Below are 13915 nucleotides of genomic sequence, written 5' to 3'. Positions count from 1 at the left end.
TGGTAGAGTATACCAAGGCGCTTGAGAGAACGATGCTGAAGGAACTCGGCAAATTGCCTCCGTAACTTCGGGAGAAGGAGGCCCCGTATATGGGCAACCATGTGCGGGGGGCACAAACTAGGGGGTGGCGACTGTTTACTAAAAACACAGGGCTCTGCGAAGTCGCAAGACGACGTATAGGGTCTGACGCCTGCCCGGTGCTGGAAGGTTAAGAGGAGAGGTGCAAGCTTTGAATCGAAGCCCCAGTAAACGGCGGCCGTAACTATAACGGTCCTAAGGTAGCGAAATTCCTTGTCGGGTAAGTTCCGACCTGCACGAATGGCGTAACGACTTCCCCGCTGTCTCCAGCATCGACTCAGTGAAATTGAATTCCCCGTGAAGATGCGGGGTTCCTGCGGTCAGACGGAAAGACCCCGTGCACCTTTACTATAGCTTTACACTGGCATTCGTGTTGACATGTGTAGCATAGGTGGGAGGCTTTGAAGCTGTGGCGCTAGCCATGGTGGAGCCATCATTGAAATACCACCCTTGTTGTCATGGATGTCTAACCGCGGCCCGTTATCCGGGTCCGAGACAGTGTATGGTGGGTAGTTTGACTGGGGCGGTCGCCTCCCAAAGAGTAACGGAGGCGCGCGATGGTGGGCTCAGACTGGTCGGAAATCAGTCGCTGAGTGCAATGGCATAAGCCCGCCTGACTGCGAGACTGACAAGTCAAGCAGAGACGAAAGTCGGTCATAGTGATCCGGTGGTCCCGCGTGGAAGGGCCATCGCTCAACGGATAAAAGGTACGCCGGGGATAACAGGCTGATGATTCCCAAGAGTCCATATCGACGGAATCGTTTGGCACCTCGATGTCGGCTCATCACATCCTGGGGCTGGAGCAGGTCCCAAGGGTACGGCTGTTCGCCGTTTAAAGTGGTACGTGAGCTGGGTTTAGAACGTCGTGAGACAGTTCGGTCCCTATCTGCCGTGGGTGTAGGAAGCTTGAGAGGATCTGTCCCTAGTACGAGAGGACCGGGATGGACGCACCTCTGGTGGACCTGTTGTCGCGCCAGCGGCACAGCAGGGTAGCTATGTGCGGACGGGATAACCGCTGAAGGCATCTAAGCGGGAAACCCACCTCAAAACGAGGCTTCCCTTGAGAGCCGTGGTAGACCACCACGTTGATAGGCCGGGTGTGGAAGTGCGGCAACGCATGCAGCTTACCGGTACTAATAGCTCGATCGGCTTGATCGCTCTCATTTTCACCAATCATCAAATATCGCGCAGAGCGCGCTCAGTTTGCAAATCTTCTGTTCTTCGCCGGCCCGGTGGCCATAGCGAGGTGTCCACACCCGATCCCATCCCGAACTCGGCCGTTAAACGCCTCTGCGCCAATGGTACTTCGTCTTAAGACGCGGGAGAGTCGGTCACTGCCGGGCCTGCAAAGAACAGAACTTCTGAAAAATCCTTCTTCATAATGGGTTTTGGCGCTTAGATTAAAAGTCCAAGACAATTACCATTCGTGGCTTTTAACGCGGGGTGGAGCAGCCCGGTAGCTCGTCAGGCTCATAACCTGAAGGTCACAGGTTCAAATCCTGTCCCCGCAACCACTGATCACAGCAAAAACTCCGTAGCATCAGCTACGGAGTTTTTTCGTATTTTAGCTCGTTGCTGCTCGAGTCTTTGGCGCGGTTCCCTAGCCCAGTATGATGACGCTCGACCATTTCGGGTTGGCCAGTACGGGGCGAGCAATTTCAAGGTGCGCAGATTCGTTTCTTGTCCGAGGTGTTTTACAAACGAGTGTGAAACGTTTAGACGGCGCTTGTATCCGAGTGATAAGAGCCCTTTCGGGTCCGAATGTCTTACAGTGAAACCGTTCAACTATCTGCCAGGGCTACACAGCAGAGGCCACAATGAACCAGCTTTTTATCCATCCCCGCCTTGGAAAGAAGGCTGCTGCCTTTCTGGCTCGTGAGCATAAGTTGCTGATCGGCGGCAAGTGGCTTCCGGCGCGCTCTGGAAAAGTCTTCGATACTTATGATCCGGGAACGGGTCGGGTAATTGCTCGGGTTGCAGAAGGTGATGCCGGTGATATCGATCTCGCCGTGAATGCAGCACGTGAGGCCTTTGAGAACGGACCGTGGGGTCGCATCACGCCCAGCGATCGAGGTAAGATGATCTGGAGGTTGGCGGATCTCCTCGAGCAGAACGCTGACGAGATCGCCGAACTTGAAGCCTTGAACAACGGCAAGTCGCTCTCCACCGCCAGGAACAGTGATGTGCCTTTAAGTGCTGACTTGTTCCGCTACATGGCCGGTTGGGCCACGAAAATCACGGGTGAGACGCTGAGCATCTCGACCCCGGGCACTTATCACACGTTTACAGTACGCGAGCCGATTGGTGTGGTGGGTCAAATCATCCCCTGGAACGGCCCCTTGGCGATGGCCACTTGGAAGCTTGCGCCGGCGCTTGCCACGGGTTGCACAGTCGTCCTGAAGCCCGCGGAGCAAACTCCGCTGACGGCTTTGCGTCTTGGCGAACTGATTCAAGAGGTGGGTATCCCAGATGGCGTCGTTAACATCGTAACCGGCTTCGGTCACACTGCCGGCGCTGCCATCGCTGCCCATCCGGGGATAGATAAGGTAGCCTTCACCGGCTCTAGCGAGGTCGGCCGCATCATCGTCAAAGCGGCAGCGGGGAATCTTAAGAAAGTATCACTCGAGCTCGGTGGCAAGTCCCCAGTCATCGTTTTCCCTGACGCGGATATGTCTGTAGCTGTACCTGGCGTGACACAGGGGATCTTCGCAAACAGTGGTCAGGTTTGTACGGCGGGCTCGCGACTTTTTGCGCACAAGAAGGTCTTTGACCGAGTAGTCGAGGGTATCGCGGAACAGGCGTCTAAGATACGCGTCGGTCATGGCTTGAACGACGGCACGCAGATGGGTCCCGTTATTTCCCAGGTTCAAATGGAGCGTGTGTCGGATTATATCGAACAAGGCAGAGCGGCCGGGGCCACGGTGGCGGCGGGTGGTGGCCGTGTCGGCGATGAGGGTTACTTTCTCGAACCCACCATTCTAACCGATACCAATCCTGAGATGTCTGTGGTGCGCGAGGAGATCTTCGGCCCGGTGCTCTGTGCGATGAGTTTCGATGACGACGATCTCGATCGTATAGCCAAACAGGCGAACGATTCGATCTATGGCCTTGCCGGCAGCATTTGGACTCGTGATCTCTCGACCGCTCATAAAATGGCGCGCCGTATCCGCGCCGGTCGCATCGGGGTGAACGTCCACGGGTCAACCGACGCCGCCATCCCCACGGGTGGATTTAAAGAATCTGGCTGGGGCCGGGAAAAAGGCCACGAAGGCCTGCATCTCTATACTGAAGTCAAATCTGTGATTGTTGCACTGTAAAGGGACGACCGGAAACTAGACCTCATTAGCAGGCTGTAGGCGAGGGGACCGTATCATATTACGATGGCCTAGATACGCGTTGCAGCGGTGAAATGCGTCTGCGGCGTTCCAAAGCTTCATATGCACGCGACGGAATGGCCAGTCATTTTCGATGTCAAGAGGCTGACGCTGATCACGAGGGAACGTCAGGCGCCCTATGAAGCCGGCTTCTCGCCTGGAGAAGACTCGGCAAGTTGTTGTTGAACTTTCGAGAATTCGAGCTCTAACTTTGCCTTGTTAGCCTCCTCTGCACCAGCGGCGAGGAGGTTTACCATAGGCTGATTGGTTCTTGCCCGAACTTCAACTGCTCGCACAGGATTCAGATGGTTTGGCAAAAGACGACAGGGCGTACCTCTCGACAACCTACGGTGACAAGGGCGTATCGCAGGAAACTCAACCGATGAGCTGACCAGCAACGCGTACTCAAGTATGTCCTGCTAGGACGCTCTATGTTAGTTGGTCCTGAAACGTTCACAACTTTGGTGGCGAGCTCGATGACGACCGATGTACGGCCCGCGCTGCTCACCACATTGTGTTATGCCGCTATGATGTGCCTAGCGGTCGGCCTTAATCTATTGCCCGTGTTTCTGGTAAACATCGGCACCAGTTTTGGTGGTGACGACCCACTCAGCCGGGAAGCATTGGGCCGGCTGGGCGCTGTAACCTTTGCCGGACTAGTCTGTGGCATCCTCGTTACAGGACCGCTAGCCGACCGGTACGGGGCAAAACCGTTTGCATTGCTGGCAAACCTGCTGACGGCTATCGGTTTGGTTGGGATGGCATTATCCGACAGTTACCAGATGCTGTTGATCATGGTCTTCGTGCTCGGGCTAGGAGCAGGAATGCTGGACATGATATTGAGCCCGGTCGTGGCCGCGCTCAATCCCGACCGGCGGACGGCGGCGATGAACTGGCTGCACTCGTATTATTGCGTGGGTGCGGTGGTTACGATCCTGATCTGCACGACGGCGCTGGCCTTGGGTATCGATTGGCGTGCCGTGTGCTGGCTGGCGATCGTGCTGCCTTTCGGACTTGTGATGGGGTTTCTGCCGTTACGCTTTCCCGAAATGGTCACGGAAGGTGGACGTACACCGATGGCAGGCCTGTGTCGTCGGCCTTGGTTTTTGGCGGCCCTGGTCGCCATCTTTCTTGGTGGTGCAACCGAGCTCGGCATGGCTCAGTGGCTGCCGGCCTATGCCGAGACATCGCTCGGCTTTTCGCCCGTGGTGGCCGGCGGCGGGCTGCTGTTCTTCTCGATCGCCATGGCTCTGGGGCGGATGGTGGTGGGCGCTCTGGAGCACCGGGCAAATCCCTATGCCGTTATGGCAGTGGGGAGTGCCGCCTCGGTCGTGCTGTTTCTCCTGGGTGCGTTTTTGGACAATCCGGCCTGGGCGCTACTGGCCTGCATCGCCTCTGGTTTCGCGGGAAGCAGCTTATGGCCTACCATGCTGGCTGTCACTGCCGACCGCTATCCCGATGGCGGCGCCAGCATGTTTGCCGCCTTGGCGGCGTTGGGCAATGCCGGCGGCATTCTCATGCCCTGGATCGTGGGAGTGGTCGGCGATCTGCATGACTTGCGATGGGGTCTCGCCACGTCTGCAATCGCTCCCTTGCTCATGTTGCCCCTGGTCGGACTCCTATTCATCGGCGCTCAGCGCACGAGAAAACTACTCAGCGCGTAGGCCCAGTAAGGTCGTCAACTGCTTCGCCAACTTGGCGCCACTGTTGAGGCCGCCCTCCATATAGCCGGTGAACAAAAGGCTGGTATATTCCCCGGCGAAGAACAGGCGCTCCTCGAAGCCCTTCGCCAGGTTCGGGTAGACGGATGTAACCTCTCCCAATCCCGGCGAACAATATCCGCACTGGGTCCATTTTTCGTTCGGCCAGCCCATGAACATGGTCTTCTCGACGCTGGAGGCATAGCCGGGATAGATCGCCTCTAGGTAGCCTTGGAGCTTTTGGCTTCGCTCCACCTCCGCAAAATCCAGACAATCCTGAGCTGCCTGACCACCAGAAAAAACACTGAGACAGGCGGGCTCCTCCGCATTCGACCGTTGCCCGTCTGTGCCTTCCCACGTCTCTCCGACAGGCGTGTCGGTCAATGCGTTGGGCAGGAGCCCCGCCTGCTCCCAGAAGGCGTGCGACACTTTAGAGAGATATTTTACGGCGGGGCCGGTGGAAGGCTGATATCCCGCCGGAAGCGGGGGATCGATTTCGAAAGTGTTCCAGGCGCTGGGCGGAACGGTCAGAACGACCAGGTCGCCTTCGACGGCCGTCCCGTCGGCCAGCTCTATGGTGACTCCGGATCCGCCAAGCCGGATGTGGGTGACCGGCGCTCCGATGCGAATGTGATCATCTCCGATCGCTTCCGCCAGTTTGAAAGCCATCTGCTGATTGCCGCCAACGCAACGGAATACCTCGGTTTCGGTCCAGAAATTTTCGTGCCCCCCGCCGGCGATGCAGGAGAGGGTCGCGAGATAGCTGCTGCGCCCTGGCCAGGATGCATCGTCATTGGCCAGGAGGGTCAAAGCACCATGGCGTGCTGCATCGTCCAGATCCCATGAGGCAAACGCCGAGGCCAGGCTGCTGCGATCCAGACGCGCGGCATCGGGCGTTTCCCAAGGCCGATCCAAGTTGATTTTACGAGCATCGGCGTTCAAGTGGGACAGAGCCTGCTCAAGTTGTTCCCAAAGCTCCTTCAGTTCTTCGCCCGCATATCTCTTGCCCCGGAGGATGATGGGCGCCTTGTCAATCTGCGGCTCGGTGACATCGCGAAACTCAAGGCCGAAATGCTCGCCATAGGCCATCCAAGTCGGATGATTTGAGCCGATGAGCTCCGCGCCGCCTTCGACCACTCGTCCTTCAATGAAATCATGTAGGGATAGGACGCGGCCGCCAACCCGGTTTCTGGCCTCTAGCACGGTGACCCGGGCACCGGCATTTTGCAGCTGAAATCCGCAGCTCAGGCCAGCGAAACCTGCGCCGATAACGATAACGTGCGGTGTTGACGCAGCTATCTTGCTTTGGGCGAAGCTCCCGCTCAGCATCAAGCCGGCACCGGCCGCCGCCGTTCCCTGCAGGAATTGGCGACGGGTCACTGTGTCGGACGCAGCTCCGACTCGACGCGCGATGCGGCCGATGAGACCCGGCCTCATGGACGACCAGCAGGAAGCGTCTTCAGCCAGTCGGCCGTGCCGTCAAGCGAGACGAAGACACCGCAGGTCAACGCGGCGATCTCCTCCGTCGAAGGCAGAAGGTCGGGGATCAGGGCTACGGACATGCCTGCCGCGCGGGCTGCGCGAACCCCGCTATGAGCGTCCTCGAACACAAGGCAATGTTCCGGCTCTTGCTTTAGGGCTTGCGCGACCTTCAGATAGATTTCGGGATCGGGCTTGCCGTGAATGACCTGATCGCCGCCGATGACGGCGGCAAAGTGATCAAGAATACCATGATGCTTTAGCCGGTGGCGTGCCTCCTCGGTGACGGTTGATGTGCCGATGCCGCAGGGAAGGTCCAATACGGCTGCCCAGTCGAGCAGTGTGCACACGCCCGGCTTCAGCGGAATGCCTTCGGCGAGGACAATATCCTCATAACGGCTGCGCGCATCCGCGCGGAACTGTTCCAGCGGAAAATCCTGCCCGAAACTCTCGACTAGGCATTTTTCGCAGTCGGCGATGGTGATGCCGATAAGGGACAGATACAACGTGTCGGTCAAGTCGTAGCCCAAGCCTGCAGCTGCAACTGTCCAAGACCGCTTGTAGACGCCCTCGGTATCTAGGAGCAATCCATCCATGTCGAAGATGAGGGCATGGGGACGCTGCTTCATGGAGTCGCCTCCGCAGAGAAACCACCGAATTTCGGGGCCTCGTCAGGCTCGATGGCGTGAAAGATGTCGACCTTCGGATCGGCGAAGAAGTTATCTGTAGCCTCGTCGCACCAAGTGCTGACCTCGCCGATGAGCGTATCCGGGGCAGACGGCGCAAATGCGTGCCATATCCCGGGCGTCAGGGTGATGCGCTCCCCAGGTTTGAGTAGAAAGGCTTCTCCCGACGGCATGATGCGCAGCTGCCGGTTAATCTGCACCGACACCGAGCCGCTTGGGGTATAAAGTGTTGGATTGGCATTCCAAAGGGTCAGCCGGAGCTCGCCCGACCGGCAGATGATGTCTTCCTTCTTCTTGCCGTGGGTGTGCGCCGGCGTCGACATGTTCACGGCGGCATACATGATCTTCTCGCAATATTCGGGCTCGTTGGCGAGCAGCACCTCGACCAGCCCCGCCGACCGGTAGTCGCCGAGGCCAAAGTCGGTGGCGGCGAATTCAGCGTTCGGCGGCAGCGCCCAGCCCCGCCGACGCAGACAGTCATCGGCTTCGCGGCACAGACGATTGACCTCGCTCTGCTTCATTTCAGCCTGCCGCCAGCTGTTCCAGGGCTTCCTCGGCGGATTTGCCATGATGCAGCACCGCCTGGAGGGCGCTGGTCATGGCGGCAGGATTCTCGTGCTGGATGATGTTGCGCCCGTAAATCAGCCCGGCGACACCTTGAGCGACCAGCCGCTCGGTGTGCTCGAGCACCTCGCGGTCGGACGCCTTGCTGCCGCCGCGAACCGTAACGGGAACGCCCGAAGCGGCCTCGATAACGCGATGGAACTCCTCCTCCGGTTCGGTGGCATCGGTCTTAATAAGGTCGGCGCCGAGTTCGGCCGCCATGCGCGCCAGCGTGGTCACTCGTTTCGGATCCCCATCGCCGACATAGCCGTCCTTGCTCTTCTTGAAGGACAGCGGCTCGATGGCCATCGGCATGCCATAACGATCGCAATCATTCTTAACAAGGAGGATGTTTTCCACGCACTGGTTCAACATCTCCGGATGGTCATCAATCTGTAAGAGGTTGAGAAGAATGCAGGCGGCATCCAGGCGCAGCGCGATCTCCACCGCGTTCTCGAATGCCCGGCAATGCAGGCGCGAGACCGGTGCAATGTCATTGTAGAAATTGGCCGGATCCACCCGGAGCAACAAGCCCGGTTTGCTTCGACCTGCGAGCCGCTGGAGATGTGGCGCCTCGCCGACGGAGAGCAACACTCCGTCGGCCTCAGCTTCGGCGACCTTCTTCACGCTTGCTCCCATGTTCTCAATTCCAGGAAGGAACGCCGAATTGTTGAACAAAGCGTGGTCGATTGCCACGATCAGAGTGCGTCGCGAGTCCGAATGAAACAACCGCTGAAGACGAAACTTTTCCATACTATCCCCGATCCCCCAGGAGCCAGAACCCCAAGACATTCCGCCCCAAAAGATCATGGCAAGAATGTGTTGGGCGTTAGGAGTAACGAGGGAACGAGGCGACCGCTACAAAATTCTAAGGCTACATTGATACAGCCGGGCGTCCTCGCCGTTGTAAATTCTTTATGACGCCTGTGTGTAGAGTGGCCCAGCTGATATGGTCCAGGAAGACGCGGATCGGAGGCAGCAAATTCTTCCCAAACTGATCATATGGCAGCGACCTCGGTTATCTTTGTCTTGGGCATTTCCGACAGTACCGGCACTGCATCACCATGCCATCGGTATCGACTAACAGGGAGGGAGGGGATCCTACCGCGTTTCTGAGAAGACAAACCCTGCCGCGTCGGGGAACGTCAGACTTAATTGCAAGGGCGTGGAGGGTAAAACACTGCCGCCGATGATTTGCGAGGCCAGACTCTGGAGATAGCCAATCCCTGCATCTCTCGTTGAGTCAACCGGCTCCCGTAGTGGCATATCCCGACGGGACTGGTGCGGGTGGTCGGAATCGAACCGACACTCCTTTCGGAACCGGATTTTGAGTCCGGCGCGTCTACCAGTTCCACCACACCCGCAACTGCGCAGTCTTCATTCCCGCCGCGCTTCGAAGGCTATACTGCAAGCCAAGCGAAAATCGAAGTCCGAAGTTTAAAAAATTTCGGCCTTTGGTCAAAGGAAGCCTGTGGGAAGTGATAGTTCAGATCATCTCATTCATGGTGCCTTTGGAAACCTGCCCTGTGAAGCACGGTGAAAAACGGCGAGTGGCTCCGGGGGGGGGCGGGTACCAAATCAATTTTGCAGTTCTTAGCTCTCGTTAGGCCTTTAGAAATCAAGTTCACGGTTTAACCAAGGCTGCGGTAAAAATTGAGGTGTGCGTTTGCGAGCCGGTGGTGCCTTGGGCTGGAAACTGATGGGGGTCCTTCTTGTGTCAGTGCAGATAACAGCGTGCAGTGGCCGTCCGTTCTACGAGGCGGGCACGGTTGTTCACTCGAGCGTCGCTGATGAGCGTGAGTGTCTGATGCGCGCTGTGTATTTTGAATCCAACCGCTCTAGCGAGGATGGTATGCTCGCTGTCGGTACAGTGGTAATGAACCGAGTAAAATCTCCCGCGTTCCCGAATACAATTTGCGGAGTGGTCGGGCAAAAGAACCAGTTTGCACAAGGGGTACTCTCAAAGTCGATGCGGACCTCGGATCTTCCTAAAGTGCAGCGCATTGCGAATGAAGTACTCGCAGGTGCGCGTCACGAAACTGTCGGCAAGGCAATGTTCTTTCATACCGCAGGACTTCGTTATCCCTATAGCAACATGTTCTACGTGGCCCTCGCTGGCGGGAACGCTTTCTATGAAAAGCGACGGAACTTAAGGCCACCGGCCGAGGAAAATCCAAATGAACAGCCTCAAACCATCGAGGATTTGATCATGCCCGTGTCGGGGGGCTCAACGAAATTCTGACATTGAGATCGTGCTCAAAAGCGATGCGACAACTGCAAACAGCCCTCTCGGAGCCAGTCTCAGTTCCGCAACTTGGACTTGAGGCTGACTGAACCATCAAGGAAACGTGACTGGCAATCAATGTCATCGCCACCAATCTTCTAACTGGCAACGTCCTACCTGCCATGCTAGCCTATAGGCAGGGCACCAATGCGACGCTTTAGCGTAACAGGAGACGATCCATGTTCTGGAGAAAGCCTGTAATCGAAGAGATCTGCATTGGCTTGGAAATTAACGATTACTTTCCAGCCGAACTCTGAGGCAGATACAAGCGTAAGCCGGGACACTTAGGTGTCCCGGTCTCGTATTGTAATCCTCGGTTCTGCGGCGGGCGGTGGATCTCCGCAATGGAACTGTCGTTGCACCGTCTGTTCCCTGTACTGGGCAGGCGACCCGCGAGTTATTGAGCGAACTCAGTCTTCAATTGCCGTGACTGGTGACGGGGAGAATTGGCTCTTACTTAATTGCTCCCCGGATCTTCGTGCGCAGGTTCTTCGTTCACCTTTTTTGCGGCCGGTTACAGGACTTAGACATTCGCCCATATCGGCCGTCGTTCTAACGAACGGTGACATTGATCACACAGTGGGTCTGCTAAGTATGCGCGAACTCCAGGCCTTTGAAATCTACGCGACTTCAAGAATTCTAAAGTCACTCGCCGAGAACTCAATGTTCTCGGCGTTGAGTTCTTCACTTGTGACGAGGGTGCCTGTCCGTCTGGGAAAGGAAGTAAGCCTCCCTGGTGACTTGGCTTTTGAACTGTTTGAAGTTCCAGGTAAGGTTCCGCTTTACGAAGAAAGACATAAGAGTGCCTCCAGAGTGGAGGCAACGGTTGGCGTCAGGCTTTCCGTGAGAGGAAGGACTGCACATTACATTCCTGGTTGTGCTGCCGTACCCTCTGAACTCAAACGCAGATTAATGGGCAGTGACGTTCTTTTATTTGATGGCACTTTGTGGTCCGACGAGGAGCTGTTGATCGAAGGTGTTGGCACAAAGACTGGGGAGAGGATGGGGCATATCTCAATCTCGGGGGTCGCAGGATCTCTCGCCGAACTGTCAGACTTGGATATAAAGAGAAAAATTTATACTCATATCAATAATACAAATCCAGTTCTGATCGATGGGTCGCCGGAGCGGAATCATGTCGAAATGAAAGGCTGGAAAATATCTTATGATGGTATGGAGATAATGTTTTGATAGAACTTCTTTCTCCAGATCAACTTGAAGAAAAGCTCCGGGGTATAGGAGAATGCCGGTATCATCATTTGCATCCATTTCATAAGTTGCTTCATTCGGGGGAGCTTAATCGAAATCAAGTTCGGGCCTGGGCCTTGAACCGCTATTATTATCAATCGATGATTCCGTGCAAGGACGCTGCGATTCTCGCCCGCATGTCCGATCCGGCGTTGAGGCGTGAATGGAGGCAGCGCCTTGTTGACCATGATGGTGTCGAAAACGGCGATGGTGGAATTGCCCGCTGGTTGGTTCTGACATCCGGCCTTGATCTTGACCCTGAATATGTTCGCTCGACGGCTGGAATTCTGCCCGGCACCCGGTTTGCTGTCGAAGCCTACGTGAATTTCGTTAAGGAGCAGAGTCTCTTGGAGGCGATTGCGTCTTCTCTGACCGAGATGTTTGCCCCCTCCATCATACAAGCTCGCGTCTCTGGAATGCTGGCAAGCTACCCGTTTATTTCTGAAATGACCCTTGCTTATTTCGAGAAGCGTCTCGTCCAGGCGCCAAGGGATGCAAGTTTTGCTCTGAATTATGTAAGAGAAAATGCTTGCCGGCCGGATCAGCAAGAAGCGGTTATAAACGCACTATACTTTAAGTGTAGCGTCCTGTGGGCTCAACTGGATGCACTATACTATGCGTATGTGAATCCTGGTTTCGTTCCTCCAGGTGCCTTCGATTCAAGACTAGACAATGAGTGATCAGTCCATATCTGGAGATGCGACCCCTAGGCTTCTTAGGGGAGTGCGTCTTAAGTATGATGCCATCCGAGAAAACTGGGTGCTATTGGCGCCAGAGCGAATTCTGAAGCCAGATTCAATCGCTCTTGAAATATTGAAAAGATGTGACGGAAAATCTTCTTTGAACACAATTATCGAGGAACTGGCGCAGCAGTTTTCCTGCGAGCGGGATATGATTTCGACAGATGTTGTGGAGTTTCTATTAGATTTAAGTAAAAAGAGAGTTTTGGAACTATGAGATTGAAGAGTCCAGTGGCGCCTCCTACAGGAATGCTTGCCGAGCTCACTCATCGATGTCCGCTGAGATGTCCCTATTGCTCGAATCCCTTGGATTTAGACAGAAGAAGTAAGGAAATCGATACAAAGACATGGTGCAGGGTGTTCTCAGAAGCGGCGGAAATTGGGGTGATTCATGTGCACTTGTCGGGTGGAGAGCCCACATCAAGAAGCGATTTGGAGATAATCGTCGCCCATTGCCATGCAGTAGGCCTTTATACTAATTTGATCACATCAGGGATTTCCGTTGACATTGTTAAATTAGAAGCTTTGGCAATGGCTGGCTTAGATCATGTTCAGTTATCAATGCAGGACACGAGAGATGAGGTTGCCGACGTAATTAGTGGTCTCAAGGGATCCCATCATCAAAAGCTTGGTTTCGCCAAGGGCGTCATAGATCTTGAATTGCCACTCACTATAAATACAGTAATTCATAGGCGTAACATAGATAAAATTGAGGAGTTTGTTGGTTTAGCTGTTTCGCTTGGGGCGAGGCGCATAGAGATTGCTCATGCGCAATATTATGGATGGGCACTGAAAAATCGAGATGCCTTGATGCCAACAAGGGAGCAGACCATTGAGGCCGTTCAAGTCGTTGAACGCCTGCGGGCTGAGTACAAGGGCGTTATCGTTATTGATGCAGTCGTCCCTGATTATTATGCCAGGTACCCAAAGCCTTGTATGGGGGGGTGGGGACGGCAGTCTCTGAATGTCACGCCTGTGGGCAAGGTCTTGCCATGTCACGCTGCAGAAACAATCAAGGAGTTAGAATTTTGGAGTGTGATTGACTATCCGCTGTCTGACATTTGGGAGCGATCTCCTGCCTTTTCAGCCTTCCGCGGAACAGGCTGGATGCGTGAGCCATGTTCAACCTGCGCAAGGCGCGAAATTGACTGGGGTGGCTGCCGTTGCCAAGCTTTATCAATTACGGGATCCGCTAGAGAGGCTGATCCCGCATGTCATCTTTCCAAGTTCAACCCGACGCTTGTCGCCCTCGCAGAGAGTGATTCTGTTGCATCGACTCTCGATTATCAGTATCGCGAATTTGCTAAGAAGATAAAAGAATCTGAGGCTTGAGCATGGGAATAAGTTCACTGCGATCTTTGTGTTGCGCCATACTGGTTGCGCTTCCTGGTGTTCCTGGCCTCGGCGCAACATTGAACGATTACCCAACGGCTGCGCGCGCTGATTACGTTTTTGCATGTATGAAGGCAAACGGCGAAAATATACAAATGCTCGAAAAATGCTCCTGTTCAATCGACATAATCGCCTCCCTTTTAAGTTATGAGCAATATGTTAGCGCCGAAACTTTTCTGCAGATGGGGCAGATTTCGGGAGAAAAGGGCGTTCTGTTCAGGTCAAGCGAGCCTGCAAAAGCTGCCATAGATAATCTGCGCAGAAGTCAGGCAGAAGCTGAGGTGCGGTGCTTCTAACCCGCACTTAGCAAATGTTCGATGCGGATCGAGAT

At 55.3% G+C, this 13915-nt stretch carries 10 protein-coding genes, 2 tRNA genes, 2 rRNA genes and 2 pseudogenes (1 of these 16 only partly in view); 11 read left to right on the top strand and 5 right to left on the bottom strand.

What is annotated here, in order from left to right:
* The 5 genes from FKM97_RS19055 to FKM97_RS19035 form a co-directional block, all read left to right on the top strand.
* Positions 1 to 1236 (top strand): 23S ribosomal RNA (locus tag FKM97_RS19055); it begins 1515 nt to the left of the window's first position.
* A 70-nt stretch (positions 1237 to 1306) separates the two neighbouring features.
* Positions 1307 to 1421: ribosomal RNA gene (gene rrf, locus FKM97_RS19050) — 5S ribosomal RNA — on the top strand.
* A gap of 94 nt (positions 1422 to 1515) precedes the next feature.
* Positions 1516 to 1592, top strand: a tRNA-Met gene (locus FKM97_RS19045).
* Positions 1593 to 1895: 303 nt separating this feature from the next.
* On the top strand, positions 1896 to 3395 hold the full coding sequence (locus FKM97_RS19040; protein ID WP_144294002.1) for an aldehyde dehydrogenase family protein: 1500 nt from the start codon (positions 1896 to 1898) through the stop codon (positions 3393 to 3395).
* A gap of 533 nt (positions 3396 to 3928) precedes the next feature.
* Entirely contained in the window at positions 3929 to 5116 is a 1188-nt protein-coding gene (locus FKM97_RS19035; protein WP_144294001.1) for an MFS transporter, read from the top strand.
* Here the strand turns inward: FKM97_RS19035 and FKM97_RS19030 are convergent.
* The 5 genes from FKM97_RS19030 to FKM97_RS19010 all read right to left on the bottom strand — a co-directional run bounded on the left by FKM97_RS19030 (position 5102) and on the right by FKM97_RS19010 (position 9284).
* Complete coding sequence (locus FKM97_RS19030) at positions 5102 to 6532, bottom strand: FAD-dependent oxidoreductase (RefSeq protein WP_170241008.1); 1431 nt, start codon at positions 6530 to 6532, stop codon at positions 5102 to 5104. The two genes, FKM97_RS19035 and FKM97_RS19030, sit on opposite strands and share 15 nt — an antisense overlap.
* A gap of 53 nt (positions 6533 to 6585) precedes the next feature.
* Complete coding sequence (locus FKM97_RS19025) at positions 6586 to 7260, bottom strand: HAD family hydrolase (protein WP_144293999.1); 675 nt, start codon at positions 7258 to 7260, stop codon at positions 6586 to 6588.
* Complete coding sequence (locus tag FKM97_RS19020) at positions 7257 to 7838, bottom strand: D-lyxose/D-mannose family sugar isomerase (RefSeq protein ID WP_144293998.1); 582 nt, start codon at positions 7836 to 7838, stop codon at positions 7257 to 7259. Before FKM97_RS19020 ends, FKM97_RS19025 begins: the two co-directional genes overlap by 4 nt.
* Before the next feature lies 1 nt (position 7839).
* A complete protein-coding gene (locus tag FKM97_RS19015) occupies positions 7840 to 8673 on the bottom strand; it encodes a class I fructose-bisphosphate aldolase (protein ID WP_144293997.1) in 834 nt (277 codons plus the stop codon).
* A 526-nt stretch (positions 8674 to 9199) separates the two neighbouring features.
* A tRNA-Leu gene (locus tag FKM97_RS19010) sits at positions 9200 to 9284 on the bottom strand.
* 335 nt (positions 9285 to 9619) lie between these two features.
* Between FKM97_RS19010 and FKM97_RS26760 the strand changes: the two are divergent.
* The 6 genes and pseudogenes from FKM97_RS26760 to FKM97_RS26755 form a co-directional block, all read left to right on the top strand.
* Positions 9620 to 10096: pseudogene (locus tag FKM97_RS26760) on the top strand (cell wall hydrolase); the annotation flags it as partial.
* Positions 10097 to 10383: 287 nt separating this feature from the next.
* A complete protein-coding gene (pqqA, locus tag FKM97_RS27250) occupies positions 10384 to 10461 on the top strand; it encodes a pyrroloquinoline quinone precursor peptide PqqA (RefSeq protein WP_144294038.1) in 78 nt (25 codons plus the stop codon).
* Positions 10462 to 10492: 31 nt separating this feature from the next.
* On the top strand, positions 10493 to 11395 hold the full coding sequence (pqqB, locus tag FKM97_RS18995) for a pyrroloquinoline quinone biosynthesis protein PqqB (RefSeq protein ID WP_144293996.1): 903 nt from the start codon (positions 10493 to 10495) through the stop codon (positions 11393 to 11395).
* Positions 11392 to 12409 (top strand): annotated as a pseudogene (gene pqqC, locus FKM97_RS18990) (pyrroloquinoline-quinone synthase PqqC). The gene pqqB and the pseudogene pqqC overlap by 4 nt, the downstream one beginning before the upstream one ends.
* Positions 12406 to 13524, top strand: coding sequence for a pyrroloquinoline quinone biosynthesis protein PqqE (gene pqqE, locus FKM97_RS18980; RefSeq protein WP_144293993.1), 1119 nt, complete (start codon positions 12406 to 12408; stop codon positions 13522 to 13524). The pseudogene pqqC and the gene pqqE overlap by 4 nt, the downstream one beginning before the upstream one ends.
* A gap of 2 nt (positions 13525 to 13526) precedes the next feature.
* On the top strand, positions 13527 to 13880 hold the full coding sequence (locus tag FKM97_RS26755; RefSeq protein WP_144293992.1) for a hypothetical protein: 354 nt from the start codon (positions 13527 to 13529) through the stop codon (positions 13878 to 13880).
* Positions 13881 to 13915 lie beyond the last annotated feature (35 nt).

Source organism: Rhodoligotrophos appendicifer (assembly GCF_007474605.1).
Taxonomy (GTDB): Bacteria; Pseudomonadota; Alphaproteobacteria; order Rhizobiales; family Im1; genus Rhodoligotrophos; species Rhodoligotrophos appendicifer.
The sequence above is the reverse complement of the archived record's forward strand: the minus strand, read 5'-3'. Positions and strand labels throughout refer to the sequence as shown.

What these genes read in the sequence shown, in the direction of transcription:
- FKM97_RS19040 (WP_144294002.1), top strand. Translation starts at nt 1,896, where the DNA reads ATGAACCAGCTTTTTATCCATCCCCGCCTTGGAAAGAAGGCTGCTGCC.
- FKM97_RS19035 (WP_144294001.1), top strand. Translation starts at nt 3,929, where the DNA reads ATGACGACCGATGTACGGCCCGCGCTGCTCACCACATTGTGTTATGCC.
- FKM97_RS19025 (WP_144293999.1), bottom strand. Translation starts at nt 7,260, where the DNA reads ATGAAGCAGCGTCCCCATGCCCTCATCTTCGACATGGATGGATTGCTC.
- FKM97_RS19020 (WP_144293998.1), bottom strand. Translation starts at nt 7,838, where the DNA reads ATGAAGCAGAGCGAGGTCAATCGTCTGTGCCGCGAAGCCGATGACTGT.
- FKM97_RS19015 (WP_144293997.1), bottom strand. Translation starts at nt 8,673, where the DNA reads ATGGAAAAGTTTCGTCTTCAGCGGTTGTTTCATTCGGACTCGCGACGC.
- pqqA (WP_144294038.1), top strand. Translation starts at nt 10,384, where the DNA reads ATGTTCTGGAGAAAGCCTGTAATCGAAGAGATCTGCATTGGCTTGGAA.
- pqqE (WP_144293993.1), top strand. Translation starts at nt 12,406, where the DNA reads ATGAGATTGAAGAGTCCAGTGGCGCCTCCTACAGGAATGCTTGCCGAG.
- FKM97_RS26755 (WP_144293992.1), top strand. Translation starts at nt 13,527, where the DNA reads ATGGGAATAAGTTCACTGCGATCTTTGTGTTGCGCCATACTGGTTGCG.